General features: G+C 67.2%; 14 protein-coding genes. 3 read left to right on the top strand and 11 right to left on the bottom strand.

Annotation, left to right across the window (positions count from 1 at the left end; genetic code table 11):
• Positions 1 to 149: 149 nt before the first annotated feature.
• The 5 genes from ggt to AC1RJ9_RS01220 all read right to left on the bottom strand — a co-directional run bounded on the left by ggt (position 150) and on the right by AC1RJ9_RS01220 (position 8687).
• Positions 150 to 1910, bottom strand: a complete 1761-nt coding sequence (gene ggt / locus AC1RJ9_RS01240; RefSeq protein WP_492835461.1) for a gamma-glutamyltransferase — start codon at positions 1908 to 1910, stop codon at positions 150 to 152.
• A gap of 50 nt (positions 1911 to 1960) precedes the next feature.
• Positions 1961 to 5233, bottom strand: a complete 3273-nt coding sequence (locus AC1RJ9_RS01235) for a TonB-dependent receptor (RefSeq protein ID WP_492835463.1) — start codon at positions 5231 to 5233, stop codon at positions 1961 to 1963.
• A 120-nt stretch (positions 5234 to 5353) separates the two neighbouring features.
• Entirely contained in the window at positions 5354 to 6379 is a 1026-nt protein-coding gene (locus tag AC1RJ9_RS01230) for a FecR family protein (protein WP_492835465.1), read from the bottom strand.
• Positions 6343 to 6933, bottom strand: coding sequence for an RNA polymerase sigma factor (locus tag AC1RJ9_RS01225; RefSeq protein ID WP_492835467.1), 591 nt, complete (start codon positions 6931 to 6933; stop codon positions 6343 to 6345). Before AC1RJ9_RS01225 ends, AC1RJ9_RS01230 begins: the two co-directional genes overlap by 37 nt.
• Before the next feature lie 89 nt (positions 6934 to 7022).
• Complete coding sequence (locus AC1RJ9_RS01220; RefSeq protein WP_492835469.1) at positions 7023 to 8687, bottom strand: MFS transporter; 1665 nt, start codon at positions 8685 to 8687, stop codon at positions 7023 to 7025.
• Between the two features lie 204 nt (positions 8688 to 8891).
• Between AC1RJ9_RS01220 and AC1RJ9_RS01215 the strand changes: the two genes are divergently transcribed.
• Positions 8892 to 9509, top strand: coding sequence for a peptidylprolyl isomerase (locus AC1RJ9_RS01215; protein ID WP_492835471.1), 618 nt, complete (start codon positions 8892 to 8894; stop codon positions 9507 to 9509).
• On the opposite strand, the gene AC1RJ9_RS01210 is transcribed toward AC1RJ9_RS01215, so the two are convergent.
• From AC1RJ9_RS01210 to AC1RJ9_RS01200, 3 genes are all read right to left on the bottom strand, one after another.
• Positions 9506 to 11071 (bottom strand): tryptophan halogenase family protein, encoded by a 1566-nt coding sequence (locus AC1RJ9_RS01210; RefSeq protein ID WP_492835473.1) that lies wholly within the window; start codon positions 11069 to 11071, stop codon positions 9506 to 9508. The genes AC1RJ9_RS01215 and AC1RJ9_RS01210 overlap by 4 nt on opposite strands.
• Before the next feature lie 10 nt (positions 11072 to 11081).
• Positions 11082 to 12602, bottom strand: a complete 1521-nt coding sequence (locus AC1RJ9_RS01205) for a tryptophan halogenase family protein (protein WP_492835475.1) — start codon at positions 12600 to 12602, stop codon at positions 11082 to 11084.
• A 165-nt stretch (positions 12603 to 12767) separates the two neighbouring features.
• A complete protein-coding gene (locus AC1RJ9_RS01200) occupies positions 12768 to 15914 on the bottom strand; it encodes a TonB-dependent receptor (protein ID WP_492835477.1) in 3147 nt (1048 codons plus the stop codon).
• A 648-nt stretch (positions 15915 to 16562) separates the two neighbouring features.
• Here AC1RJ9_RS01200 and AC1RJ9_RS01195 point away from each other — a divergent pair.
• Together AC1RJ9_RS01195 and AC1RJ9_RS01190 are read left to right on the top strand one after the other, a co-directional pair.
• The gene (locus tag AC1RJ9_RS01195; protein WP_492835479.1) at positions 16563 to 17606 is read left to right on the top strand and encodes a LacI family DNA-binding transcriptional regulator; all 1044 of its coding nucleotides are present in this window, start codon (positions 16563 to 16565) and stop codon (positions 17604 to 17606) included.
• A 62-nt stretch (positions 17607 to 17668) separates the two neighbouring features.
• Positions 17669 to 19951, top strand: coding sequence for a beta-glucosidase family protein (locus AC1RJ9_RS01190; RefSeq protein ID WP_492835481.1), 2283 nt, complete (start codon positions 17669 to 17671; stop codon positions 19949 to 19951).
• A gap of 80 nt (positions 19952 to 20031) precedes the next feature.
• Here AC1RJ9_RS01190 and AC1RJ9_RS01185 read toward each other — a convergent pair whose 3' ends face one another.
• The 3 genes from AC1RJ9_RS01185 to AC1RJ9_RS01175 all read right to left on the bottom strand — a co-directional run bounded on the left by AC1RJ9_RS01185 (position 20032) and on the right by AC1RJ9_RS01175 (position 24155).
• Positions 20032 to 21624: a fatty acid--CoA ligase gene (locus AC1RJ9_RS01185; protein WP_492835483.1), complete on the bottom strand. Its 1593-nt coding sequence runs from the start codon at positions 21622 to 21624 to the stop codon at positions 20032 to 20034.
• Positions 21625 to 21717: 93 nt separating this feature from the next.
• The gene (locus AC1RJ9_RS01180) at positions 21718 to 22488 is read right to left on the bottom strand and encodes a copper resistance protein B (RefSeq protein ID WP_492835485.1); all 771 of its coding nucleotides are present in this window, start codon (positions 22486 to 22488) and stop codon (positions 21718 to 21720) included.
• On the bottom strand, positions 22485 to 24155 hold the full coding sequence (locus AC1RJ9_RS01175; RefSeq protein WP_492835487.1) for a copper resistance system multicopper oxidase: 1671 nt from the start codon (positions 24153 to 24155) through the stop codon (positions 22485 to 22487). Before AC1RJ9_RS01175 ends, AC1RJ9_RS01180 begins: the two co-directional genes overlap by 4 nt.
• Positions 24156 to 24169: the final 14 nt, after the last annotated feature.

Raw genomic sequence — 24169 nt, 5'->3', positions numbered from 1 at the left:
CCTCGCCGATCTCAAGATGAAGCTTGCGCCACGTCCGGAGCGGCGACGTTGATTTACCGCAAACGGAAATGAAATCGGCGCCGGGAGGGCAGTCCCGGCGCCGATGAATCGCGTCCCAAGAGGTCTCTCAGGTGGGGGGAGGTTGACCCCTAGGGCGCGATCGCCTCGGCTCCGGGACGACGCGGGTCGGCGCCGCCCAGGAAGAGACCCTTGTCGATCATGATCGACTGGGCGGAGCCCATGGTCTCGTCCGAGGACAGGGGGTGGCCCATAGCCTTGAGGGCGGCCACCGTGTCGGGATTGAAGTTCGGCTCGACGCGCAGATTGTCGCTGGCGTCCTGGAAGATGCGCGGCTGGTGGGTTGCCTCGGCCACGTTCAGCTTGAAGTCGACGATGTTGACGATGACCTGCAGCACCGTGTCGATGATCGTGCTGCCGCCTGGCGTGCCGGTGATCAGCCATGGCTTGCCGTCCTTGAAGATCATGGTCGGCATCATGGTCGACAGCACGCGCTTGCCCGGCTGCAGGGCGTTGGGCGGCAAGGGCTTTCCACTCTTCCGGGCCCGCCACGCCGCGGCGTGCGAATAGTTGTTCATCTGGTTGTTCAGCACGAAGCCCGCCCCGGCCACCATCACGCCCGAGCCGAAGTCCGCGCCCAGGGTGAAGGTGTTGGAGACGGCGTTGCCGTCGGCGTCGGCCACCGAGAAGTGGGTGGTGTTGTGGCTCTCGAACGCCCAGGGGTCGCCGACGCCCAGGTCCTTGGCGCTCTTGGCCTTGTCCGGGTCGATCAGCTTGGCGCGCTCAATACCATAGGCTTTCGAGGTAAAACCGGTCAGCGGCACCTTGACGAAGTCGGTGTCCCCTAAGAACCGCGAACGGTCGGCGTAGCCCAGCTTCATGGCCTCGGCCATCAGGTGCAGCGACTTGGCCGAGCCAGGCCCCGAGGCCTTCAGGTCGAACTGCTCGAGAATGTTCAGCATCTCGAGCAAGGTCGCGCCGCCGGCGCTGGCGGGCGGCGAGGTCTTGACCGTGAGGCCGCGATAGGTCCCCTCCAGCGGCTGGCGGACCACGGCCTTGTAGGACGCCAGGTCCTCGGCGGTGATCAGGCCGCCGTGAGCCTTCATGTCGGCGGCGAAGCGCTGGGCGATCTCGCCCTTGTAAAAAGCGTCCGCGCCCTTGTCGGCGATCTGGCGCAGCGACCAGGCCAGGTCCGGCTGCTTCAGGGTCTCGCCGGCGCGGTAGAGCTCGCCGCCGGCCTTGTAGAAAGCCGCCTTGCCGGCCGCGCTCTCGGACAGGCGCTGCTTGCCCCAGCTGAACACGAAGGCCTCGTCCGGCGACAGGGCCACGCCGTCGCTGGCCAGCCTGAAGGCCGGCTCGACGACCTGCTTCCATGGCAGACGGCCGTACTTCTGGTGGGCGAGATAGAGGCCCGCCACGGTGCCCGGCACGGTCGGCGCGCGATAGCCGCGCGAGGCGACGTCGTCCATCTCCTTGCCGTTCTCGTCGACGAAGGTCTCGAGCTTGGCGGCCTTGGGGGCGATGCCCCGATAGTCGATGAAGACCGTTTCCTGGGTCTTGGCCATATAGACCATCATGAAGCCGTCGCCGCCGATATTGCCGGCGCGCGGCAGGGTCACGGCCAGGGCGAAGGCGGTGGCGACCGCGGCGTCCACGGCGTTGCCGCCCTGGCGCAGAATCTCGACGCCGACCTTGGTGGCGATGGCGTTCTGGCTGACCACCATCCCCTTCTCGCCCACGACCGGCGAGTGGATGCTGGGATATTCCAGCAGCTGCTTCTTCTGGGCCAGGGCGCCGCTCGAGGCGATCGGCGTGAAGGCCAGGGAAATAGCGGCCAGGCTGACCGAGACGAGACGAATGAACTTCACGGCGGCCTCGTTCAATAAACGCAAATCTTCACTCCGTTTTCCCCGGCGTTCGCCGGGGAAAACGGGTTAGTGAACTAGAACTTCTTGGACAGGTTCATGTACCAGTAGCGGCCCGTGGCGTTGTGCAGGGCGCCCGAGTAGCCGAAGTTGGACGCCGAGATCGGCGGATCCTTGTCGAACACGTTGCGCGCGCCGATGCGGACCGTCGAACCGCCGAACATGCCGTCCTTGAACGCGTACTGGCCGTAGAGGCTGAGCGTGGTCCAGTCCTTGATCGGGAAGTACTCGCCATTCACCTGGGCCGGGCCGGTGTCGTAGGCATCGCCGACATACTGCACGAACGCGCCCGCGCCCCAGCCGTTGTAGCGCCAGGTGAAGCTGGCGGTGCCGCGGAACTCGGGGTAGCCGTCCATCTTGATCTGGTTGCCGGCCGACGAGATCGTCAGGCCCGGCAGTTCGCCAGCGGCGACGGCGCTCTGCAGCAGCGACTCCAGCGGGCTGGCCGACTGGTCGTACTTCAGCAGCTTGGCGACATTGACCGACAGGCCAAAGTCGCCCCAGGCGGTGTCGTCCAGGTCGTAGTCGACGCTGAAGTCGGCGCCCTGGACCATGCGCGGCTGCAGGTTCTGATAGGTGTCGTTGATATAGGCGATGTTGCCGACCGTGGCCGAGCCCACCGGCGCATCACGGACGACGTTCGGGTTCGACGAGCCGTGCAGGCGCAGATAGTAGTCGTAGGCGATGGCGTTATAGCCGCCCACGACGCCGATAACGCCCTTCTCGCGGATCGACCAGAAGTCGGTCGTCAGAGTCAGCTTGCCGTACTGGGCCGGAATGAAGGTCGGCTGATAGACGAAGCCGACCGTGGCGTTGTCGGCCTCTTCCGGCTTCAGGTTCTTGTTGCCGCTGCGCGACTCGATCGTGCTGGCGGTCGCGCAGGTCGTGCCGTTGAGGCGGCAGGCGCCGTAGTCGATGCGGTTGTTCGAGACCGTCGCGCCGTCGCTGTAGAACTGCGGCAGGTTCGGCGCGCGGAAGCTCTGCGAGACCGAACCGCGGAAGGCCAGGCCGTGGCCCACCTTCCAGTAGATCGCGCCCTTGGGCTTATAGACGCTGCCGAAATCCGAGTAGTCCTCGCCGCGGGCGGCGATCTGCAGGCTGATCTCCTCGACGAACGGGATGTTCATCTCGGGCGAGATGACCGGCACCGCCAGTTCGAAGAAGGCCGACTTCACCGAACGGCTGCCGTGCACGTCTGGCGAACCCGAGGCGCCCAGGACGTCGGTGTTGTAGGTCACGCCGGTGACGCTGTTGGTGTACTTGATCTTGCCGTCCAGACGGTCGTCGCGGTTGTCGTCATAGGTCTCGCGGCGCCACTCGACGCCGGCCGCGAAGCCGACGTCGCCGCCGGGCAGGCGGAACAGGTCCTTCTTGGAGACCTTGAAGTCGGCCAGGGCCAGCGAGGTTTCGCTGATCCGATAGACGTTGATGAGGAACGAGTTGATCGTGTCGCGGCTGTTGGGCGAGGTGTCGCCCAGCGCGTAGTTGTCCAGGTTGCCGCCGTTGAACGGGTTGTAGGCCGACGCGTCGGTGCGGTTCAGCGCCTGCTGGAACAGCGTGTTGCTGATCGCGTTGTGCGTCATGTCCTTGGTGCGGGCCTTGGAATACAGCGCCGCCGAATCCCACTTCCAGCCGTTCCACGAGCCCTTCAGCCCGCCCAGCAGGCGGTAGCTGTCGTCGGTCACCGTGTAGGTGCGCGGGCCGGTGTCGACCACGCGATAGGTGGTGATGTTCATCGCGGCGCCGCCGGTCGGCACGCCGGTCAGGTTGGCCAGGCGGTTGACGCTGCCCACGGGGCCGAAGGGGTTCCAGTAGGCGTTGGCCGCGATGGTGATGGGCGCGGTGCTCAGCGGCGCGGACTGCTCGCGGCTGCCGGTGAACAGGGCGTGATAGTAGCCCGCCTCGCCATAGGCCGTGATGTCGCCGAAGTCGTGCTCGACGGTCGAGAACAGGTTGGTGCGCTCGACGCCGCCCTTCAGGGTGCGGTCGGGGTTCTCGTCATAGCGCAGCACGCGGTCGTTGGCGCCCGTGATGGTGCCCGACTTGATGCAGATGCCGCCGGTCAGCACGGTGCTGGAGCAGCCGGCCGCCGTGTTGCTGACAGGCTCGATGTGGAAGACGCCCGAGGTCGTCAGGGCGCTCGTCCCCTGGCGCACCGCCGTGGTCGCCGGGATCAGGGTGAACGACCCCCACGGGCTGGAGGTCGAGCGGCTGTCGAACGTGGTGTTGTCCGCCCACGGGGTGTTGGCGACCTGCGCGCGGTGATCCTCGCTGGCGGAATAGTCGCGCTCGCTGGCGTTCAGACGGCTACGGCCGGTGTAGTTGCCGAAGAAGGTCAGGCGCGTGCCGTCTTCCAGGCGCGTGCCAGCCTTCACGTTGAACGAGCCTTCGCGGTAGCTGGTGCCTTCCGAGCCGCCGTACTGGGCTTCCATCTTCAGGCCGCGGAACTTGGTGTCGAGCACGGTGTTGACCACGCCGGCCACGGCGTCGGTGCCGTAGATGGCGGCCGCGCCGTCGCGCAGGACTTCCACCCGCTTGACGCCCGCGACCGGGAACGAGTTGGTGTTGACGGTCTGGACCGGCACCAGGTTCTCGGTCTGCGTGCCCGGCGCGAGCACGGCGCGGCGGCCGTTCAGCAGGGCCAGGGTGTTGCCGGTGCCGAGGCTGCGCAGGTTCAGCGAGGACACGTCACCGCGCGCGTCGTTCAGGTTGCCCGTGGTGCGGGCTTCCTGGAACTGCACGTCGCCGGCTTGCGGGATGGCGCGGAACAGTTCGTCGCCCGACACCGCGCCCGTGGCGATGATGTCGTTCTCGCTGACCACCGTCACCGGCAGGGCTTCGGTGGTGCGGGCGCCTTCGATCTGCGAGCCGACGACCACGATCGCTTCGACCGTCTGGGCCTCTTCACTCGTCGCGCCGGCCCCCGCGCCGGGAGACTGGGGGGCTTGGGACTGGGGGGAGACGGCCGATGCCTGGCGCAGCGTGATCGTCTTGCCGTCGTCGGAGGCCACGACCAGGCCCGCGGCCTTAGTCAGGCGGGCCAGGGCGTCGGCGTCGGCCACGTCGCCGGTCACCGCCGGCGTGGTCTTGCCCGAGGCGGCCTCGAACGGGAACAGCACCTGCTTGCCCGATTGCTTGGCGAAGGTCTGCAGCGCATTGACCGCGTCGCCGGCCGGAATGTTGAAGCTATGCCGGGCCTCTTGCGCCAGGGCCGGACCGGCCAGGACGAGCACGGCGGCGGACGCCATCAGGAAGCCGCGGACCGTGCGGCGGCGAGTGTCGATCGACATTTTTCTTGGTAACCCCTCGGGGGCGTCATCCATCCCCATGGGAAGACGCCTTCAGCCCTACCGACGCGAGGGCTCTCCATTTCCGCCACTCGGCCGGAAAATTTTTCAGCCCACTTTTTCTCAGCCGATCTTTTCGGGGACCGCGCGACGCGACAGGCGGATGGCCCCATCCGAGCCCGCGGCGGCGCGCACGGGGAAGGCGCTGGTCACCGCGCTGACGAAGCTGTTGGGTTCGGTGGTCTGAAAATAACCGGCCAGGCGCAGGCCCGAGATCGACGGATCGGCGATGCGAATCTGCTGCCGGTTGTAGCGGTTGAACTCGGCGACCGCCTGCTCCAGCGACTGACCGTTCAGGGCGATCGCGCCCTGTCGCCAGGCCAGGGCCCGGTCGATCTCGCTGTCGGATACCGCGCGCGAACGGCTGCCGGCCGAGCTGTAGATGGCGGTGACGCCGGCCGTCAGACGCAGGTCGTCCTTGCGCTCGTCCTTGCGCTCGCCCTTGTGCTCGCCCGGGGTCGCGTCGAGGTCGACCGCGCCGCGCTTGACGGTCACGGCCGCGCCGTCCGAGCGCAGACGCACGGCCATCTCGGTGGAGCTGTCGGCCTGCATGACCGCGTCCGCGGCCTTGATCACGAACGGGCGGACGTCCTTGGCGGCTTCGAACACCGCCTCGCCCTTGATGAGCTTCACCTCGCGCACGCCCTTGCGGTAGCGAACGACGACCTTGCTGTCGGTATTGAGCTCGATACGGCTGTTGTCGCTAAGGACCACCACGCGGCGCTCGCCGATGGCGGTGGCGTAGGCCGTGCCGCCGTCGAACGTCATCGTGCCGGCCACGACCAGGGCGATGGCGGCCGCGGCGGCCATGCCGCGAGCCCAAGGCGCGCGGGCCACGCTCGGGCGGCGCTCGGCCAGCAGGTCGCGATCCGGACGCTCCACGCCCGGACGCAGGGCGCGCAGACGCTCAAGCCGCGCCCAGGCGGCGGCTTCGCGCTCGTAGGCGGCCTCATGCTCGTGGCTGTCGTCGCGCCAGGCCTCGAAGGCGGCGCGATCGGCGGCCGAGCACGAAGGATCGTCAAGCCGGACCACCCAGAGGGCGGCCGCCTGCCTTACCGCTTCGCGTCGTGATCCCGTCTCGCGCTCCATGAGCGTCCTTCGTCGACCTTATTCTTGCGTCCGATACGACGTCCCAACTTGTCGGAACAGTACCGAAGGCCCTTCACCAGATGCTTCTCAACAGTAGAGACGGATAGTCCGAGCCGAACCGCTATGTCCTCGGGCGAGAGGCTATAAACTTTTCTCAACGTAAAGACGCGTCGGCATTGAGTCGGAAGTTCGGCGATCGCGTCGGCCAGCAGCCGCAGCTCCTCGCGTGATTCGAGCACCCTCTGCGCGGTCGGCGCCTCGTCGATCGGCTCGATGCGGTCGAAGTCGGCGACGGCGGTGATGGTCAGCACCTTGCGGCGGCGCAGCGCGTCGAGCGCGCAGTTGCGCAGGATGCGGGTGGCGAAAGCGCCCGGATTGCCGATCTCGCGCCAGGTCTTGCAGGCGATCGCGCGAGCGAAGGTCTCGTGGACCAGATCCTCGGGATCGGTCTGGCCGTCGCGACAGAACTGCCGCGCATAGGCCAGCAGATCCGGCTCCAGCGGCAGGATCTCACGCCTGAACCAGGCGCGCCGGTCGTCATCATCTTGCGCCATCGACGCTCCCCTCGACCCCAACCAAGCGGAATAGGACGCCGATGGCAACCCGGCGCCGGCGCGGCGGCCGGGTTGCGGGAGGCGGCTGCCTAGTCGTCGATCACGTTGTGGCGCGTGTCCTTCAGGAACAGACCGCCGATAACGGCGGTCACCGAGGCGATGATCACCGGGTACCAGAGGCCCGAATAGACATCGCCCGTCGCCGCCACGATCGCGAACGAGGTCGTGGGCAGGAAGCCGCCGAACCACCCGTTGCCCAGGTGGTAGGGCAGCGACATGGCCGTATAGCGGATCCGGGTCGGAAACAGCTCGACCAGCATGGCCGCGATCGGGCCGTAGACCATGGTCACATACAGGACGAGCAGGAACAGCAGGCCGATGACCTTGGGCTTGTCGACCAGCTGGCTGTCGGCCTTGGCCGGATAGCCGGCGACCTTCAGCTGGTCGCCGAGATCGGCCTCCCAAGCCTTGCGCTCGGCGGCGAAGGCCAGCCCGGTCGCGCCTCTTGCGTCGAAGCCCGACAGCGTCACGCCGCCGACCTGCACGATGGTCGGCGCGCCCGGGCTGGCCTCACGCACCGAATAGGTGACGCCGGCCTTGGCCAGATAGGCCTTGGCCACGTCGCAGGCGGTGTTGAACTTGGCCTTGCCGACCGGGTCGAACTGGAAGGCGCAGGTGGCCGGATCGGCCGAGACCGTCACCGGCGCCGAGGCTTCCGCCCGGGCCAGCAGCGGGTTGGCGTAGGTGGTGATGGCCTTGAAGATCGGGAAATAGGTCGCCGCCGCCAGCACGCAGCCGGCGATGATGATCCACTTGCGGCCGATCTTGTCCGACAGCCAGCCGAAGAACACGAAGAACGGCGTGCCGATCAGCAGGCCGCTGGCGATCAGCAGGTTGGCCAGGGCGCCGTCGACCTTCAGGGTCTTTTCCAGGAAGAACTGGGCGTAGAACTGGCCGCAGTACCAGACCACCGCCTGGCCCATGGTCAGGCCGAACAGCGCCAGCAGCACGACCTTGAGGTTCTTCCACTGGCCGAAGGCCTCGGCCAGCGGCTTCTTGGTCCCCTTCCCCTCGGCGATCATGCGCTGGAAGGTCGGGCTCTCGTGCAGCTTCAGGCGGATCCACAGCGACACGCCCAGCAGCAGCAGCGAGACCAGGAATGGCACGCGCCAGCCCCAGGCCTTGAAGGCGTCCTCGCCCAACTGGGTGCGGACGAGCAGGATGACCAGCAGCGACAGGAACAGACCCACGGTCGCCGTGGTCTGGATCCAGCTGGTGTAGAAGCCGCGCCGGCCCTCGGGCGCGTGCTCGGCGACATAGGTCGCGGCGCCGCCGTATTCGCCGCCCAGGGCCAGGCCCTGAACCAGGCGCATGACGACCAGGGCGATCGGCGCGGCGATGCCGATCTGCTCGTATGACGGCAGCAGCCCGACCACGAAGGTCGAGACCCCCATCAGCAGCATGGTGATCAGGAAGGTGTTCTTGCGGCCCCAGATGTCGCCCAGCCGTCCGAAGATCACCGCCCCCAGCGGCCGGATCGCGAAGCCGGCGGCGAAGGCCAGCAGGGCCAGGATGAAGCCGGTGGTCTCGTTGACGCCCGAGAAGAAGTGGCTGGTGATGATCACCGCCAGCGAACCGTAGAGATAGAAGTCGTACCACTCGAACACGGTGCCGAGCGAGGACGCCCCGATCACCAGCACGTCGCGCCCCTTGCCCGGCTTCGACGCGGGCGCGGCTTGGCTGTCAGCCCCCATTACGCTTGTCCCTTCCCTCGATCACGCCGCGTGTCTCCCGCGGTCGCCCCAAAACCTAACTCCAGGAGAGCCTAGCTCAGAGAACGGGATTCTTAGATCAAGCTTTTTCGGTAGCGCTACCATCAATTTGCCAAGGTCGGTCCCCCGGTCGACTTCGGCGCACGCCATCGGCTAGGGTCCGCGCGAACCTTTGGTAGGATTCCGATGAACCAGATCGTCCGCCGCGCCGTGATCGGCGCCGCCCTCGCCCTGCTGGCCTCGACCTCGGGACTTGTTACGTCTGCTTGGGGCGCCGCCGGCAAGCCGCGCGTGGCGATCGAGACCGACAAGGGGACCATCGTCGTCGAGCTGGAAGACAAGAAGGCCCCGATCACGGCCGCCAACTTCCTGACCTATGTCGATCGCCACCGCTTCGACGGCGGCCAGTTCTTCCGCGCCAACCGGGCCAAGGGCGCGCCGGGCGCCGGCTCGATCCAGGGCCAGCCCAAGCCCTATTCCCGCCGCGCCCCGCCGATCGCCCACGAGAGCACGCTGAAAACCGGCCTGAGGCACACGGCCGGCGCCATCTCGATGGGCCGCGACGCGCCCGGCTCGGCCACCGCCGACTTCTTCATCTGCGCCAGCGCCCAGCCCTATCTCGACGCCAAGCCGGGCAAGAGCGACGCCGCCGCCGGCTACGCTGTGTTCGGCAAGGTCGTGCAGGGCATGGACGTCGTGAAGAAGATCCTGGCCGGCCGCACCGACGGCGAGACCAACGTGCCGTCGATGAAGGGCCAGATCCTGAACCCGCCGGTGAAGATCATTTCGATGAAGCGGGTCTAAGCCACCGTCTTGAACGGCGCGGCCACCGATTCCGGCGGCGGCGCGGGGCAGTTCTGGGCCAGGAATTCGCCGTGGCTGGGCAGGCCCGCGACCTGGGCGGCCAGCATCGGTTTGGACTGGTCCAGGGTCTGCGAAATGACTTCGTAGGGCGCGGTGTCGACCAGTTGCTGGTAGCGCCGCGGCCGCACGCCCATGCCCTCCATCACCGACTGCCAGGACGGATTGCGGAACATCTCGTCGACGCCCTCGCGCAGCACGCCGTGGGCCTTGAAGAGCTCCATGCGGGCCTTGAGGCTGTCGGGGACCGGCGCCTGGCGGACATCACGCCAGAACGGCATGTCGTCGCGCTGGGTCGTGCAGTAGTGCAGCACGATGAAGTCGCGGATCTCCTCATAGTCGGCGGTCATGCGCCGGTTGTACTCGGCCGCCAGGGCCGGGCTGCAGTCGCGGTCGGGGAAGAACCGCAGCAGGAAGTCCATGCCGCGATAGATCAGGTGCAGGGCCGTCGACTCCAGCGGCTCGATGAAGCCGCCGGCCAGGCCCACGGCGACCACGTTCTTCTCCCACAGGCGCTGGCGCATGCCGGTCTTGAAGGGGATGAACATCGGCTCCATCAGCATCGGACCCTGGACGTTGCGCACCAGGGTGGCGCGCGCCTCGTCGTCGCTGAGATGCCTGGAGCTGAACACATAACCGTTGCCGGCCCGGTGCTGCAGCGGGATGCGCCAGCGCCAGCCGGCGTCCTCGGCCTTGGACAGGGTGTAGGGGTGCGGTTCGCCGATGTTCTCCGTCTGCACCACCACCGCGCGGTCGCACAGCAGCATGTCGGACCAGTCGTTGAACGGCACGTCCAGGGTCTTGCCGATCAGCAGGGCGCGGAAGCCCGAGCAGTCGATGAAGAGGTCGCCCTCGACTTCCTGACCGTTCTTCATGACGACCTTGGCGACCGAGCCGTCCGGGTGCGTGACCACGTCGGTGACGATGCCTTCGGTGCGCTTGACGCCGCGCGCCTCGGCGAAGCCGCGCAGGACCTTGGCGATCAGGCGCGCGTCGATATGCAGGGCGTAGCTGGCCCCGGCGATCAGCGACCGCTGGGCCTTGAACGGCAGCATGAACTTTCCCTGGTCGGCCATCACCGTTCCGGGCGCGAAGTCCTGCAGTTCCGACGGATGGCCGTTGGCCTTGGCCCGCAGCCAGCACTGATAAAACTCGTGCGGACCGATCGGGCCGCCGATGGCGCCGAACGGGTGGTAGTAGTGCTGGCCCTTCTGCTTCCAGTCCTCGAACCGGATGCCCAGCTTGAAGCTGGCCTGGGTGGCCTGGATGAATTCGCGCTCGTCGATGCCAAGGCTGGCGATCAGTTGCAGGAACGGCGGGATGGTCGACTCCCCCACCCCGATCGTGCCGATCTCCTCGGACTCGATCAGCTCGACTTCACACCTTGCCTCTTGGGCAGCCCCCTTCTCGAAATAGTGGGCCAGCATCGCCGCCGAGATCCAGCCGGCCGAGCCGCCGCCGACGATGACGATCTTCCTGATGGCGTTGGGATTGGTGTTGGTCATCGGCATGGTCCTACTCAGCCGCTATCGGCGCTGGGCGGCAGTATTGGTCGAGGAAGGCTTCGTGCGGCGGGGCATTGGCCACGACGTCGCGGATGGCCTTGCGCATCTCGGCGAGCGGCGCGCTGAGAGTCTTAGGATCTATGCCGTCCAGCGACGGATCCACGGTCTCTGGCAGCAGCTCGAAGCCGGCATAGATCGCCATCCAGCTGGGCGGGGCGAACATCTCCCAGCGGTAGCGCACGAAGTGGCCGCGCTGGGTGAAGAGGTCGACCTTGCGCCGCAGGGCCTCAGGCAGCACGACCTTGTTGCAGTCGCGCCAGAACGCGGTGTCGCCACGCTTGTTGGCCCAGTAGTGCAGGATGATGAAGTCGCGCACGCGCTCCATCTCGCGACGCGACCAGTCGTTAAACTCGTCGACGACCTCGGGCGCGAAATCCTTGTCCGGGAACAGCGCCTTGATCTTCTCGATGCCCGTCTCGATCAGGGCGATCGAGGTGCTTTCCAGCGGCTCCAGGAAGCCCGAAGCCAGGCCCAGGGCGATGACGTTCTTGTTCCAGACCTGCTTGCGGCGGCCGGGGTTGAAGCGGATCAGGCGCGGTTCGTGCAGCAGCGGATCGGGGATCGCCGCCTTCAGCTCGGCCAGAGCGTTCTCGTCGCTGATGTGGCGCGAGGAATAGACGTAGCCATTGCCGTAGCGATGCTGCAGCGGAATGCGCCAGCGCCAGCCGGCGCTGTGGGCGGTGACGTCGGTGTACGGCATGGGATCCCCGACACCCTCGCTCTGCACCGCATAGGCGCGGTCGCAGAACAGCATGTCGTTCCAGTGCTCGTAGCCGGTCTGGAGGGCTTCCTCGATCAGCAGGCCCCGGAAACCCGAACAGTCGATGAAGAGGTCGCCCTCGATGGTCTGGCCGGTGTGCAGGTCCAGCGAGGCGATGAAGCCGTCCTCGGGGCGGAGGTTGACCTTGGTGACCTTGGCGTCGATGCGGCGGACGCCATTCTCCTCGGCCACCCGGCGCATCAGCTGGGCGAACAGGCCGGCGTCGAAGTGCAGGGCCCAGTCGAAGACCGACAGGGTCGAGGCCGGGTTGCGGCTGGGGGCCATGAACTTGCCGGCATCGGCCAGGGACGCGCCCAGCGAATAGTCGGCGATGTTGGTCGGCTCGCCGGCCTCCCCCAGCTTGCGCCAATAGTGGTGGAACGGCACGCCGCGCAGGTCCTGGCCGAAGTGGCCAAACGGATGGATGAACGACTGGCCCTCGCGGACCCAGCCGTTGAAGCGGATGCCCAGCTTGCAGGTCGCCTGGGTGGCCCGCATCACTTCGATGTCGGTCAGACCCAGCTGGTTGTAGAAGGCGCGGATGGTGGGGATGGTCGCCTCGCCCACCCCGATCGTGCCGATCTCTGAGCTTTCGACCAGGGTGATCTCGAGCGGACCGCCCTGGAAGTGCCGGCGCAGCGCGGCCGCCGCCATCCAGCCGGCCGTGCCCCCGCCGACGATCACCAGCTTGCGGATTCGATTGTCCTGCATGGGCTTGCTCCCGACTTCCCGGCGTCTTCGTCCGGTTAGGCTCCAGGCTATCGGCTCGCGCGTGGGCCGGACAGGCCCAAGCCCTCCCAAAAGAATGGGGCTCTCAAAAAAAGAAAGCCGCCGTGGGGGTTCCACGGCGGCCGCAGGAGGTGAGAGGGATCTAGATTACCAGCGAGCCCGGACGCCCAGCGTGTAGCGGGGCTCGAACTCGTTCTGGTTGGCGTACTGGGTCTGGCCCTTGGCGAAGCGGAGGTAGTAGTCCTCGATCTCGCCGGTGACGTTCGACCCGTTGAAGTAGACCGTGACGTTGTCGCGAACGTTGTAGCTGACGTTCACATCCACGTAACCGGTGGCCTTCTGCATGATCGGGATCACGTAGGAGATGCGCTGCTCCGGCGGCTTGGTCGGATTGCTGGGATCATCACCGCCGCCCATCGTGCCGGACAACCGCGCCGTCCGGTAGTTGTAGGCGACGCGAGCCTGCAGCTTGTCGTCCTGGTACCAGCCGACCAGGTTGAACTGGTGCTTGGAGTTGTCGAAGAACGGGATCTCCTTCTTCTCCAGATCCAGACGGCTCTCGTGGCTGGGCGAGTAGGTGTAGTTGCTGTCCACGCCGAAGTTCGACAGCAGGCCCATGTCCGGGATGATGTCGCTGAAGGCCAGCTTGGCGCCGACTTCCAAGCCCTTGACCGAGCCGCCCGATCCCTGGATGGGCAGGGTGACATTGACGGTGCGACGGATGACGCCGTCCTGGTCGGGGAAGCGACCGGTCGTCTGGCCGCCCGTCACGAAGCTGTCGATCTTCAGCTTGAAGGCCGAGATGTTCAGCATCGAGGCGCGGCCGAAGTAGTACTCGACGGCGCCGTCGAAGTTCTGCGAGCGCCAGGGGTTCAACATCGGGTTGCCGTCGGCGTTGGCGCTGGTGACGCAACGCACGTTCGGCAGGGCCGCGCCGCAGTCGGCGGTGTTGATCTTCAGACCACCGCCGTAGCTGCCCAGATCCAGCGGTTGCATGGTCTTGGCGTAGGCCGCGCGAAGCTTGATGTGGTCGTTGACGTCGTAGACCGCGTTCACCGACGGCAGCCAGTCGGTGTACTTGCGCTTGGTGACGTTGTCGCCCGCGTCGGCGTTGGTGTCGCCGTAGTTGCGGGTGTCGCCGGTCAGGTTCTGCTTCACGGTCAGCTGGGTCTCGATCACGTGCACACCGACGTTGCCGTGCAGCTTGCCAATCTCGAAGTCAGCCGCGCCATACGCGTTCTGCTCCTTCAGCGTGACATCGTAGGTCTGGCCGGGGACCTGGACGCGGATCGAACCGCCGAAGACCTTGTCGTGGAAGGCCTTCACGTTGTCGAAATCGTGCGGGTCGATCGTCCAGAAGCCCGGGATACCGGACGTGATCCCACCCAGGTCATCGACCCAGATCACGTTGTTGTAGGTCGAGAGCTTGGTCGGCTTGTTGACCGTATAGCCCTGGAACACCGGCAGGCCCGTGACCGGATCGGGCACGAACTCGCCCGCCTGGCACTGGTTCTGGTTCATGACGACGTCGATGGCCTTCCACTGGGCCTCGCAGCCGCCGGCCGGCACGGGCGTGCCGTTGGCCTGCACCGCGCCGGGAACGCCGCCGTAGAAGCCCGAGAACAGGTGGAACTGCTCGACGCTGACCGAGCGGTCGCTGAAGCGGACGCCGGCGTCGACCTTGGTGATGAAGCCCAGCAGCTTGTCGTCGAACTTGTAGTGGCCGTCGGCGCGGAACACGTTCATGTCCGAGTCGACTTCGTTATTGCCTTCCGACGAGAAGGCGCCGATGGCGTAGCTGTCCTTGTTCGCCATGTAGTCCTTGAGCGACTTGCCCGCGCCCAGGCCGCCGGTGATCGGACGGTCGAAGCCGCCCCACACCGGATGATCGCCGCCGATGTTGTAGGTCAGCTGCGGGTTCTGGCCGTAGCCCTGCGGGTTCGGGTTCAGATAGCAGCCGCCGGCGCTGCCGGAGATCGCGTTGCTGCGCTGGGTGGCCGGATACTGGTCGCAGATCGCCTTCGGATAGAACGGACCACGCGTGCGGTCGTTGGCGTCGCGGAACAGGTTGAAGCGGTTCGGGCCGTACTGCCAGTTGCTGAGGTCGCCCTGGGCCTGGCCGTTCATGCTGAGGCGGTGGCCGTCGGCGCGGATGGCGCGCGTTTCGAACGTGAAGGGGCCGCCGTTGTCGTAGTTGAGCTCGAGGTTGTAGTTCTTCGAGGTCGACTTGGTGACCCGGTTGACGGTGAACGAGTTCACCCACCAAGCGTCGATATTGTACTCGTCGACGGCCAGCCACGGGCGGCCGTTGGACGGGCTGGTGATGCCCTTGTCGAAGATGGTCGGCTGGTTCCAGACGCCGAAGGCGCCGCCGTCCCAGCGGTTCGAGATGTTGATGCCGGCGCCGCGATTGTACTCGTCCAGCTTGGCGTAGAAACCTTCGGCGATCAGCGTGAAGCCTTCGCCCAGGTGCGCTTCGAACGCCGCGTTCACGCCGAGGCGCTTGCGCTCGACCACGCGGTTGAAGCTTTCGTAGCCGTGCGGCGAAACCCAGTTGTTCGCCGCCGAGCCACCCCAGTCGTTGTTGCCGGACAGACCGACGACGCCCGAGGAGTTGTTACCCAGGTTCGACTTGCTGTTGGCGGCCGAGATCATCAGGCCGACATTGTCGTTGCGCCAGTTGACGACGCCGTTGATCAGGTAGTCGTCCTTCTTGGTGCGCTCGCCGCGCTGGGCCTCGGCCGCGCCGGTCATGGTCAGGCCGTTGCTGAACTGGAACGGGCGGCGGGTGCGCAGGTCGATCGTGCCCGACACGCCCGACAGGGCGTTCTTCGAATTGGTCGACTTGTAGACCAGCACCTGGTTCATCAGCTGCGAGGGCACGTCCAGCAGGTTCGGCTGGGCCGAGCCCAGGTTGCCGGCGCTAAGATACTGTTCGCCGTTCAACAGGGTGATGACCTGGGCCAGCCCCCGGATGTTGACCGTGGCGCCTTCACCGGCGTTGCGTTGAATCTGGATGCCCGAGATGCGCTGCAGCGAGTCGGCGATGGTGACATCCGGCAGCTTGCCGATGTCTTCCGCCGAGATGGCGTCGACGATGGAGACCTCGCGGCGCTTCACGTCCACCGACTTGATCTGCGAGCCGCGGACGCCGGTGACGACGATTTCCTCGACCTGGGTCTGACCGGTGTCCTGGGCGAAAGCCCCGGTGACCAGAGCCAATTGCGACGCGCCGGCGACCAGCGCCAGCGTCAGGCCGCGCCTGAGCACGGCTTTCCTTGCTTCCTGTGACAATTCCTCGCTCCCCAAAATAAGTCGTTCTTATTGGCCGCCCGCCCGCTGCTCGCGCCGCCGCTCTTGTCGGCGGCTTTCGAGAAGCGTTTGAGGCTTTTGGGAACCCGTCCGTCGCATGTCTTGCGATCGGACAAGATCCTCGGCGACCCCGGCGCCGGACGCTCGACTCCGGCCCCGCGCCTTCATCGAACGTCGCCACATTCTCCAAATGTCCCAGGCAAGTCAACAACAATGTCAACGTTGTCATTCCCGCGAGACAAGGGTTTTAACTGGGCGTCGCCACAAGCGGGAACCCCTGTCGCGGAGCCGTTCAGCGCCCAGAGACTCGCGACATCGGACATAAATTCCCTGTTTTAACTAGACTTTTCCTGAAGACAACGGCGACGACACATCCAACTTTGCACCAACGTCACAATACGACCGACTCGCCCAGAACGCCTTGCTAGACACCCCGGAAGCAGAGCTTCGGCCGGCCGAAATGTCCTGAAAATGTCCCGTTCGACAGTGTTTTTTGACCCATTTTTGTCCCACAGACATGACATCCAAGACAACATGAACTATGGCTCTGACAGTTCACCGCCTTGTGGACGCCGCCTTTCACTGCTGGGGTGGCGCCGACAAGCTTGGCGGTTGGGGATACGGGGACCCATGACGACGATCACCGACGTGGCCGAACGGGCGGGCGTTTCGCCCAAGACCGTCTCCCGCGTTCTCAACGATCACGACAGTGTCAGCGCCAAGACGCGCGACCGTGTCCGCGCGGCCATGACCGAGCTGGACTATCAGCCCAGCGCCGTGGCCCGCAGCCTGCGCTCGCAGGGGTCCGGTTCGGTCGGGGTGCTGATGGGCGATCCGTCCGGCGGCTACCACACCCGCGTCCACCATGCCCTGCTGGTGGCCTGCGTCGAGACCGGCCGCCACCTGTCGGTCGACCTGTCCGAGGGCCCGATCCCCGGCTGGGCCGACCGCGTCCGCGCCTTCGTCCGCGACGGCGGCATCCGCGAGATGATCCTGCTGCCGCCGGAATGCGACTTCGGCCCGATGAAGGACCTGATGCGCGAACTGGACGTGCGCTGCGTGCTGATCACGCCGACCACGCCCGACCCGCAGTTTCCGGCCATCGGCATGGACGACCGGGCCGCCGCGCGCGAGGTGGTCGAGCACCTGTTCTCGCTGGGCCATACCCGGATCGGCCACATCGCCGGCCACCCGGACCACGCCGCCAGCACCCACCGCCGCAACGGCTTCTTCGAGGCCTATGCCGCGCGAGGCCTGCCGCGCCCGCCGCCCGAGCTGATCGTCGGCGGTGAGTTCACCTTCAAGACCGGTCTCGACGCGGCCCGCCAGTTGCTGGACATCGACGAGCCGCCGACCGCGATCTTCGCCGCCAATGACGACATGGCCGCCGCCACCTGCATGGAAGTCCAGCGCCGGGGCCTGCGGATTCCGGACGATGTCTCGGTGGTCGGCTTCGACGACGCCCCGATCGCCGGCGTGATCTGGCCGACCCTGACCACGATCCGTCAGCCGTTCGACCAGATGGCTCTGCGCGCCATGCACACCTTCGCGGCGTGGAACGCCAACGAAGGCGCCGGCAAGACCAACACGCCCTTCCTCGCGCAGCACAGCCTGGTGGTGCGCGAATCCACCGGTCCCGCCCGGAGCGGCCCACCGCCCCGGCGAAAGACTTGAACCCCTCCCCGACCCGGTCCGAGAGCCGCGCGGGGCGCCAAGAAGAACACGACGGAGGAAACATGACTCGGACGACCTGGCGGGGCCTGCGGCTCGCCCTGCTGATCGGCGCTTCCGCCTCGGTGCTCACCGCCGCTCCGGCCTTGGCCGACACCGCCAAGAAACCGGCGGCCGCCCCGGCCCATCCCTGGCTGAACGCCAAGCTCAACCCCGACGCCCGCGCCGACCTGGCGCTGAAGGCGATGACCAACGACGAGAAGTTCACGGTCATCTTTGGCTACTTCGGCTCGGACATGAAGCCGAAGTACACGCGCCACGAGGACTCGCATGACGCCTCGGCCGGCTATGTCGCCGGCGTGCCGCGCCTGGGCATCCCCGGCCAGTGGCAGACCGACGCCGGCGTCGGCGTCGCCACCCAGGGCAGCCACCAGGACCTGCGCGCCCGCACCGCCCTGCCCTCGGGCCTGGCCACCGCCGCGACCTGGAACCCCGAGCTGGCCTTCAAGGGCGGCGCGATGATCGGCAAGGAGGCCCGCGACTCGGGCTTCAATGTCCAGCTGGCCGGCGGCGTGAATCTGATGCGCGAGCCGCGCAACGGCCGGAACTTCGAATATGTCGGCGAGGATCCCTGGCTGGCCGGCGCGATGGTCGCCGCCCAGATCAAGGGCATCCAGTCCAACCACATCATCTCGACGATCAAGCACTACGCCCTGAACGGCCAGGAAACCGGCCGCTTCGTGGTCAGCAGCAACATCGACGATGCGGCCGCCCGCACCTCGGACCTGCTGGCCTTCCAGTTCGCCATCGAGCAATCGGACCCGCACTCGGTGATGTGCGCCTACAACCGCGTCAACGGCGACTATGCCTGCGAGAACGACTGGCTGCTGAACACCGTCCTGAAGAAGGACTGGGGTTACAAGGGCTACGTCATGTCGGACTGGGGCGCCGACCACTCGTCGGCCAAGGCGGCCAATGCTGGCCTCGACCAGGAATCGGCCGGCGAGGCCTTCGACAAGGAACCCTTCTTCGGCGCGCCGCTGAAGGCCGACCTGGCCGCCGGCAAGGTCAGCCAGGCCCGCATCGACGACATGGCCCGCCGCGTGCTGCGCGCCATGTTCGCCAGCGGCCTCGTCGACCATCCGGTGGTCAACCCGGCCCCGGTCGACCTGCCGGCCGCCACCCTGGCCGCCCACGCCAAGGTCACCCAGGCCGACGCCGAGGAAGGCATCGTCCTCTTGAAGAACGACGGCGACTTGCTGCCCCTGGCCAAGACCGCCAAGACCATCGCCGTGATCGGCGCCCATGCGGACGTCGGCGTGCTGTCGGGCGGCGGCTCCTCGCAGGTCTATCCGGTCGGCGGCCGGGCCGTAAAAGGTCTTGAGCCCGCCACCTGGCCGGGCCCGGTGATCTACTATCCGTCCTCGCCGCTGAAGGCGCTGCAGGCCCGCTATCCCGCCGCCAAGGTCGTCTATGACGACGGTACGGACGCCGCCCGCGCCGCCAAGCTGGCCGCCGACAGCGACCTGGCCGTGGTCTTCGCCGACCAGTGGACCACCGAGTCGCGGGACGTCTCCGACCTCAACCTGCCGCGCAACCAGGACGCCACGATCGACGCCGTGGCCTCGGCCAACCAGAAGACGGTGGTCGTGCTGATCACCGGCGGTCCGGTGGTCATGCCCTGGCTCGACAAGGTCGGCGCCGTGCTCGAGGCCTGGTTCCCGGGCACCGCCGGCGGCGAGGCCATCGCCCGCGTCCTGACCGGCGAGGTCGACGCGACCGGCCGCCTGCCCGTCAGCTTCCCCAAGAGCGTGGTCGACCTGCCGCGCCCGAAGCTGGACGGCGTCGGCAAGGCCGAGGGCGAGATGTTCGATGTCGACTACAACGTCGAAGGCGCCGCCGTCGGCTACAAGTGGTACGACCTCAAGAAGATCGAGCCGCTGTTCCCGTTCGGCCACGGCCTGTCCTACACGAGGTTCGCCTATTCGGGCCTGACCGCCACGGCGGCGGGCGACAAGGTGACGGTCAGTTTCGACGTCAGGAACGTCGGGGCCCGCGCCGGCAAGGACGTGCCGCAGGTCTATGTCGCGCCCCAGGCTGGTGGCTGGGAAGCGCCCAAGCGCCTGGCCGGCTTCAAGAAGGTTTCCCTCGCCCCCGGCGCGACGCAGCGCGTGACCCTGACGGTCGACCCGCGCCTGCTGGCCGTCTGGGATGGCAAGGCCCACGGCTGGTCGATCGCGGCCGGCCAGTACGACATCGCCCTGGGCGCTTCGTCCCGGGCTCTCTCCTCCACCGTCCAGGTCACCCTGGCGGCCCGGAGCCTGCCGGTTTCACCGGCAGGCAAGTGAGGGATGCGGGGCTTTCTACCCCTGCCCCGCATTCGTCAGTCTCTTCCCTTCTCGGGGCGTCGTTCGCGACGCCCCTTTTTTTAATTCACCTGCCGCTCGCGCCCTTCCCAGTACGGGGCTCGCAGCTCCCGGCGCAGGATCTTGCCCGAGGCGTTGCGCGGCAGGGCGGCCACGAAGTCCACGCTCCTGGGCGCCTTGAAGCCGGCGATCCTGGTCCGGGCGAACGCGATGATGTCCGCCGCGTCCGGCGTCACGCCCGGCTTGGCGGCGACCACCGCCTTGACCGCCTCGCCCCATTTCTCGTCCGGCACGCCGATCACCGCCACCTCGGCCACATGTGGGTGGCCGTAGACGGCGCTTTCGACCTCGGCCGGATAGATGTTCTCGCCGCCCGAGATGATCATGTCCTTCACCCGGTCGTGGATGAACAGATAGCCGTCCTCGTCGAGGTAGCCGGCGTCGCCGGTGCGCAGCCAGCCGTCGGTGTCGATGGTCTTGGCGGTGGCGTCGGCCAGCTTCCAGTAGCCGGCCATGTTGGCCGGGGAGCGGACGGCGACCTCGCCCACCGCGCCGGTCGGAACGCTGTTTCCCGCCTCGTCGATCACCTTGATCTCGACGCCGGGCATCGGCAGGCCCGCCGCCCGCATGCGCTTGTTCCCCGCCGGATCGTGGTCCTCGGGCGGCAGATAGACCACCGTGCCCGTGGTCTCGGTCATGCCGTACTGCTGGACGAAGCCGCAGCCGAACACCTCCATGCACTCGCGCAGCAGATCCAGCGGGATGGGCGCGGCGCCGTAGAGGATGTGGGTCAGGCGCGAATAGTCGACCTCGCGGGCCCGGGGCTGGCGCACGACGATCTGCAGCGCCGCCGGCACCATGAACATCTTCGAGACGTGGTCCTTTTCGATATAGTCCAGCACCTTGAACGGATCGAACTCGCGCGCCACCACGCCCTTGGCGCCGTTCAGCAGGCCCACGAGGCCCCAGCCCGTGCCGCCGATATGGGCCACCGGCATCGCCACCAGGCTGACGTCGTCCGGCCCCCACTGGTTCCAGGCCAGCGGATCCTTGGCCGCCGCGCGCCGCATGGCCAGCAGGTTGTCGTGGGTCAGCATCGCGCCTTTGGGCCGCCCGGTGGTGCCCGAGGTGTAGAGCTGGATGGCGATGTCGGAAGTCGAGATCGGCTTGTGGACGTCGGTGTCCGGCTGGGCGTCGCGCCAGGCGGTGAAGGTCTGTTGCTCCCCCGCGCCTTCCGCCTCCATGGCGATGACGACCGGACGATGGGTCAGCTCGGCGGCGACGCTCTCGATGTGGCCGATCAACTCCGGGCCGACGAAGACGATCTTCGCCTCGCTGTCGCCGACGATATAGGCGATCTCGGCCGCCGCCAGGCGCCAGCCGATCGGCGTGGTCACCACCCCGGCCTTGGCGGCTCCGATCAGCAACTCGAAATAGTGGTCGCTGTTCTTGCCGACATAGGCGATCCGATCGCCCGTCGAGAGCCCCGCCGCGATCAGGGCGTTGGCGACCTGGTTCGAATGACGGTCGAAATCGGCGAAGGACGTGTCCCGCCCCTCGAAGCTGAACGCCACGGCGTCTGGCCGCGCCTCCGCATGATAGCGGGCGATGTCGCCCAGTGTCCGCATGCGGTCGAAATCGATCGCTTCCGCCATGGCGCCTGACTCCCTGGTTGTCCGGATCTGCGTCCGGTCAAACGGATGTTGGGCCAGGGTTACGGTCGCGGCAAGCTGTCTGTAACGATAGGATCAGCGCCAGGCGCGGACGCCGATCACCACCGCCGTGCTTCCGGCCCGCTCGCCGGCGACCACGGCAGGTCCGAACGCCCGCTCGCGCACCACGCCGACATAGGGGGCGAACGCCCGCGTGATCTCGTAGCGCAGGCGCAGACCGCCCTCGAGCGTGGCGGCGCCGGCTTCGGCGAGGTCCGCCTCCACGCGCGGCTGCAGGATCAGCTTCTGGGTCAGGCGCAGGTCGTAGGACGCCTCGCCACGGGCGGAGACCTTGCCCTGATCGGACAGGTAGGCCGTCCCCTGCAACTCGAACCAATAGGGCGCCAGGCCCTCGAAGCCGACGGCCGCGTAGGATCGCCCTTTGGGCGCCAGATCGTAGCGAACGCCGGCCTGGAGATCGAAATAGGGTCCGACCGGCCAGGCCTTCAGCACCTCGGCCTCGCCCTTTTCCCAGCCTTCGCCGTCGGTGCGCTCGCCGCGCGCCTTGACGACCCACTTCGACGCGTCGCCGCCCCACCAGGCTTCGCCCTCGAAGGCCTGGGCGTCGGCGCCGTCGCGCGAGCGGTATTCCAGCTGGTCGGCGCGGACGGTCCACGCCGTCGCCCCGCCATGCTCCTTCATCAGCTGGGCGCGGGCGGCGGCCATGGCTTCCGGGCTGTAGAAGCGCTCGGCGGCATGATCCGTGGGGATCGCCGGCGGCTTGGCCTCGGCGGCCGGCTTCATCGCCTCCATGGCGTGGCCGGCGTGCGGAGCCTGCTGATGATGCTCATGCTGGAGGAAGATCATGCGAGCGGCCGCACGGTCACGACATTGAACATGCCCGCGTGCATGTGCAGCAGCAGGTGACAGTGGAAGGCCCAGTCGCCGGGCTCGCTGGCCGTCAGGTCGAAGGCGACCTTGCCGCCCGGCGCGACATTGACCGTGTGCTTCAGCGGCTGGCGATCCTGGCCGTTGACCAGTTCGAAGAAGTGGCCGTGCAGGTGGATCGGGTGGGCCATCATGGTGTCGTTGATCAGCACCACGCGGACCCGTTCGCCCCTCTCGAAGGCGATCGGCTTCTTGATCGGCCCGAACGCCTCGCCGTCGAACGCCCACATGAAGCGCTCCATGTTGCCGGTCAGGTGGATCTCGATCTCCCGCCCGGGCGGACGCGCATCGGTCGGCGGATGCAGGCTGGCCAACTCGGCGTAGCGTAGCACCTTGTGGCCGACGTCCTCCAGACCCTGCGGCGGCTCGGCCATGCGGTCCATCGGCATCGGCGCTATGGTCTGGACGCCTGGCGTCAGCGGCACGCTCGGCGCGTTGGCCTGGGAGCGCATCGACATGTCCATGCCGGGCATGTCCATCCCGTGACGCATGTTCCCCATGCCCATGTCCTTCATGGTCGCCAGGGGCCGCGTGCGAAGCGGCGGAACGGCGGCGGACACCCCCAGGCGCGGCGCCAGGGTTCCACGCGCCAGACCCGAGCGATCCGAAGCTTCCGCGACCAGGGTGAAGGCCTTGTCCTCGACCGGCCGGACGATGACGTCGAAGGTCTCGGCCGGGGCGATCTGGAATTCGTCGACGCCGACCGGCGACACCGGTTGGCCGTCAGCCGCCACGACCTCCAGGCCAAGGCCCGGGATCCGGACGTTGAAGATCGTCATGGCGGCGGCGTTGACGAAGCGCAGCCGCACCCGCTCGCCTGGCGAAAACAGGCCCGTCCAGTTGTCGCCCGGACCGTGGCCGTTGACGAGATAGGTGTAGACCGAGCCCGTGACGTCGGCGATGTCGGTGGGGTCCATCCGCATCTTGGCCCAGTCGACGCGGTCCTTCAGCGACTGATCTCGGCCGGCCAACAGGCCCGCCACCGTCTGCTTCTGCATGTTGAAATGGCCGGCGTTGACCTTCAGCTTCCGGAACAGCTCGTGCGGATGCAGGAAACTCCAGTCCGACAGTACGACCACATGCTCGCGGTCATAGGCGATCGGGTCCTCGCCCGCCGGATCGATGATCATCGGGCCGTAGTGGCCGACCTGCTCCTGCAGGCCCGAATGGCTGTGCCACCAGTAGGTCCCGGCCTGCCGCACCGGGAAGTCGTAGGTGAAGGTCTCGCCCGGCTTGATCCCCGGGAAGCTGACGCCCGGCACGCCGTCCATCTGGAACGGCACCAGCAGCCCGTGCCAATGGATCGAGGTGTCTTCGTCGAGCGTGTTGGTCACCGCGATACGGACGCGCTGGCCTTCCTTCAGCCGGATCAGCGGGCCGGGGATCGAGCCATTGACGGTGACGGCGTGGCCCGAGCGACCGTCGATCGTCGCCATGGCGTGGCCGACGGTGAGCTTGATCTCATCGCCCGATAGCGCGGCGGGCGAGCGACCGCTCTCGCCGGCGCGCGCCCAGCTGGGCAGCAGGCCCGCGGCGCCCAGCGCCAGGGCGCCGCGCAGCAGGGTCCGTCGATCAAAAGCGGTCATCCGCGATCCATATT

Source organism: Caulobacter sp. GW822-FHT07D08, assembly GCF_058798735.1.
This window is presented reverse-complemented; position numbering and strand designations above follow the sequence as displayed.

What these genes read in the sequence shown, in the direction of transcription:
- AC1RJ9_RS01235 (WP_492835463.1), bottom strand. Translation starts at nt 5,233, where the DNA reads ATGTCGATCGACACTCGCCGCCGCACGGTCCGCGGCTTCCTGATGGCG.
- AC1RJ9_RS01230 (WP_492835465.1), bottom strand. Translation starts at nt 6,379, where the DNA reads ATGGAGCGCGAGACGGGATCACGACGCGAAGCGGTAAGGCAGGCGGCC.
- AC1RJ9_RS01225 (WP_492835467.1), bottom strand. Translation starts at nt 6,933, where the DNA reads ATGGCGCAAGATGATGACGACCGGCGCGCCTGGTTCAGGCGTGAGATC.
- AC1RJ9_RS01220 (WP_492835469.1), bottom strand. Translation starts at nt 8,687, where the DNA reads ATGGGGGCTGACAGCCAAGCCGCGCCCGCGTCGAAGCCGGGCAAGGGG.
- AC1RJ9_RS01215 (WP_492835471.1), top strand. Translation starts at nt 8,892, where the DNA reads ATGAACCAGATCGTCCGCCGCGCCGTGATCGGCGCCGCCCTCGCCCTG.
- AC1RJ9_RS01210 (WP_492835473.1), bottom strand. Translation starts at nt 11,071, where the DNA reads ATGACCAACACCAATCCCAACGCCATCAGGAAGATCGTCATCGTCGGC.
- AC1RJ9_RS01205 (WP_492835475.1), bottom strand. Translation starts at nt 12,602, where the DNA reads ATGCAGGACAATCGAATCCGCAAGCTGGTGATCGTCGGCGGGGGCACG.
- AC1RJ9_RS01195 (WP_492835479.1), top strand. Translation starts at nt 16,563, where the DNA reads ATGACGACGATCACCGACGTGGCCGAACGGGCGGGCGTTTCGCCCAAG.
- AC1RJ9_RS01190 (WP_492835481.1), top strand. Translation starts at nt 17,669, where the DNA reads ATGACTCGGACGACCTGGCGGGGCCTGCGGCTCGCCCTGCTGATCGGC.
- AC1RJ9_RS01185 (WP_492835483.1), bottom strand. Translation starts at nt 21,624, where the DNA reads ATGGCGGAAGCGATCGATTTCGACCGCATGCGGACACTGGGCGACATC.
- AC1RJ9_RS01180 (WP_492835485.1), bottom strand. Translation starts at nt 22,488, where the DNA reads ATGATCTTCCTCCAGCATGAGCATCATCAGCAGGCTCCGCACGCCGGC.
- AC1RJ9_RS01175 (WP_492835487.1), bottom strand. Translation starts at nt 24,155, where the DNA reads ATGACCGCTTTTGATCGACGGACCCTGCTGCGCGGCGCCCTGGCGCTG.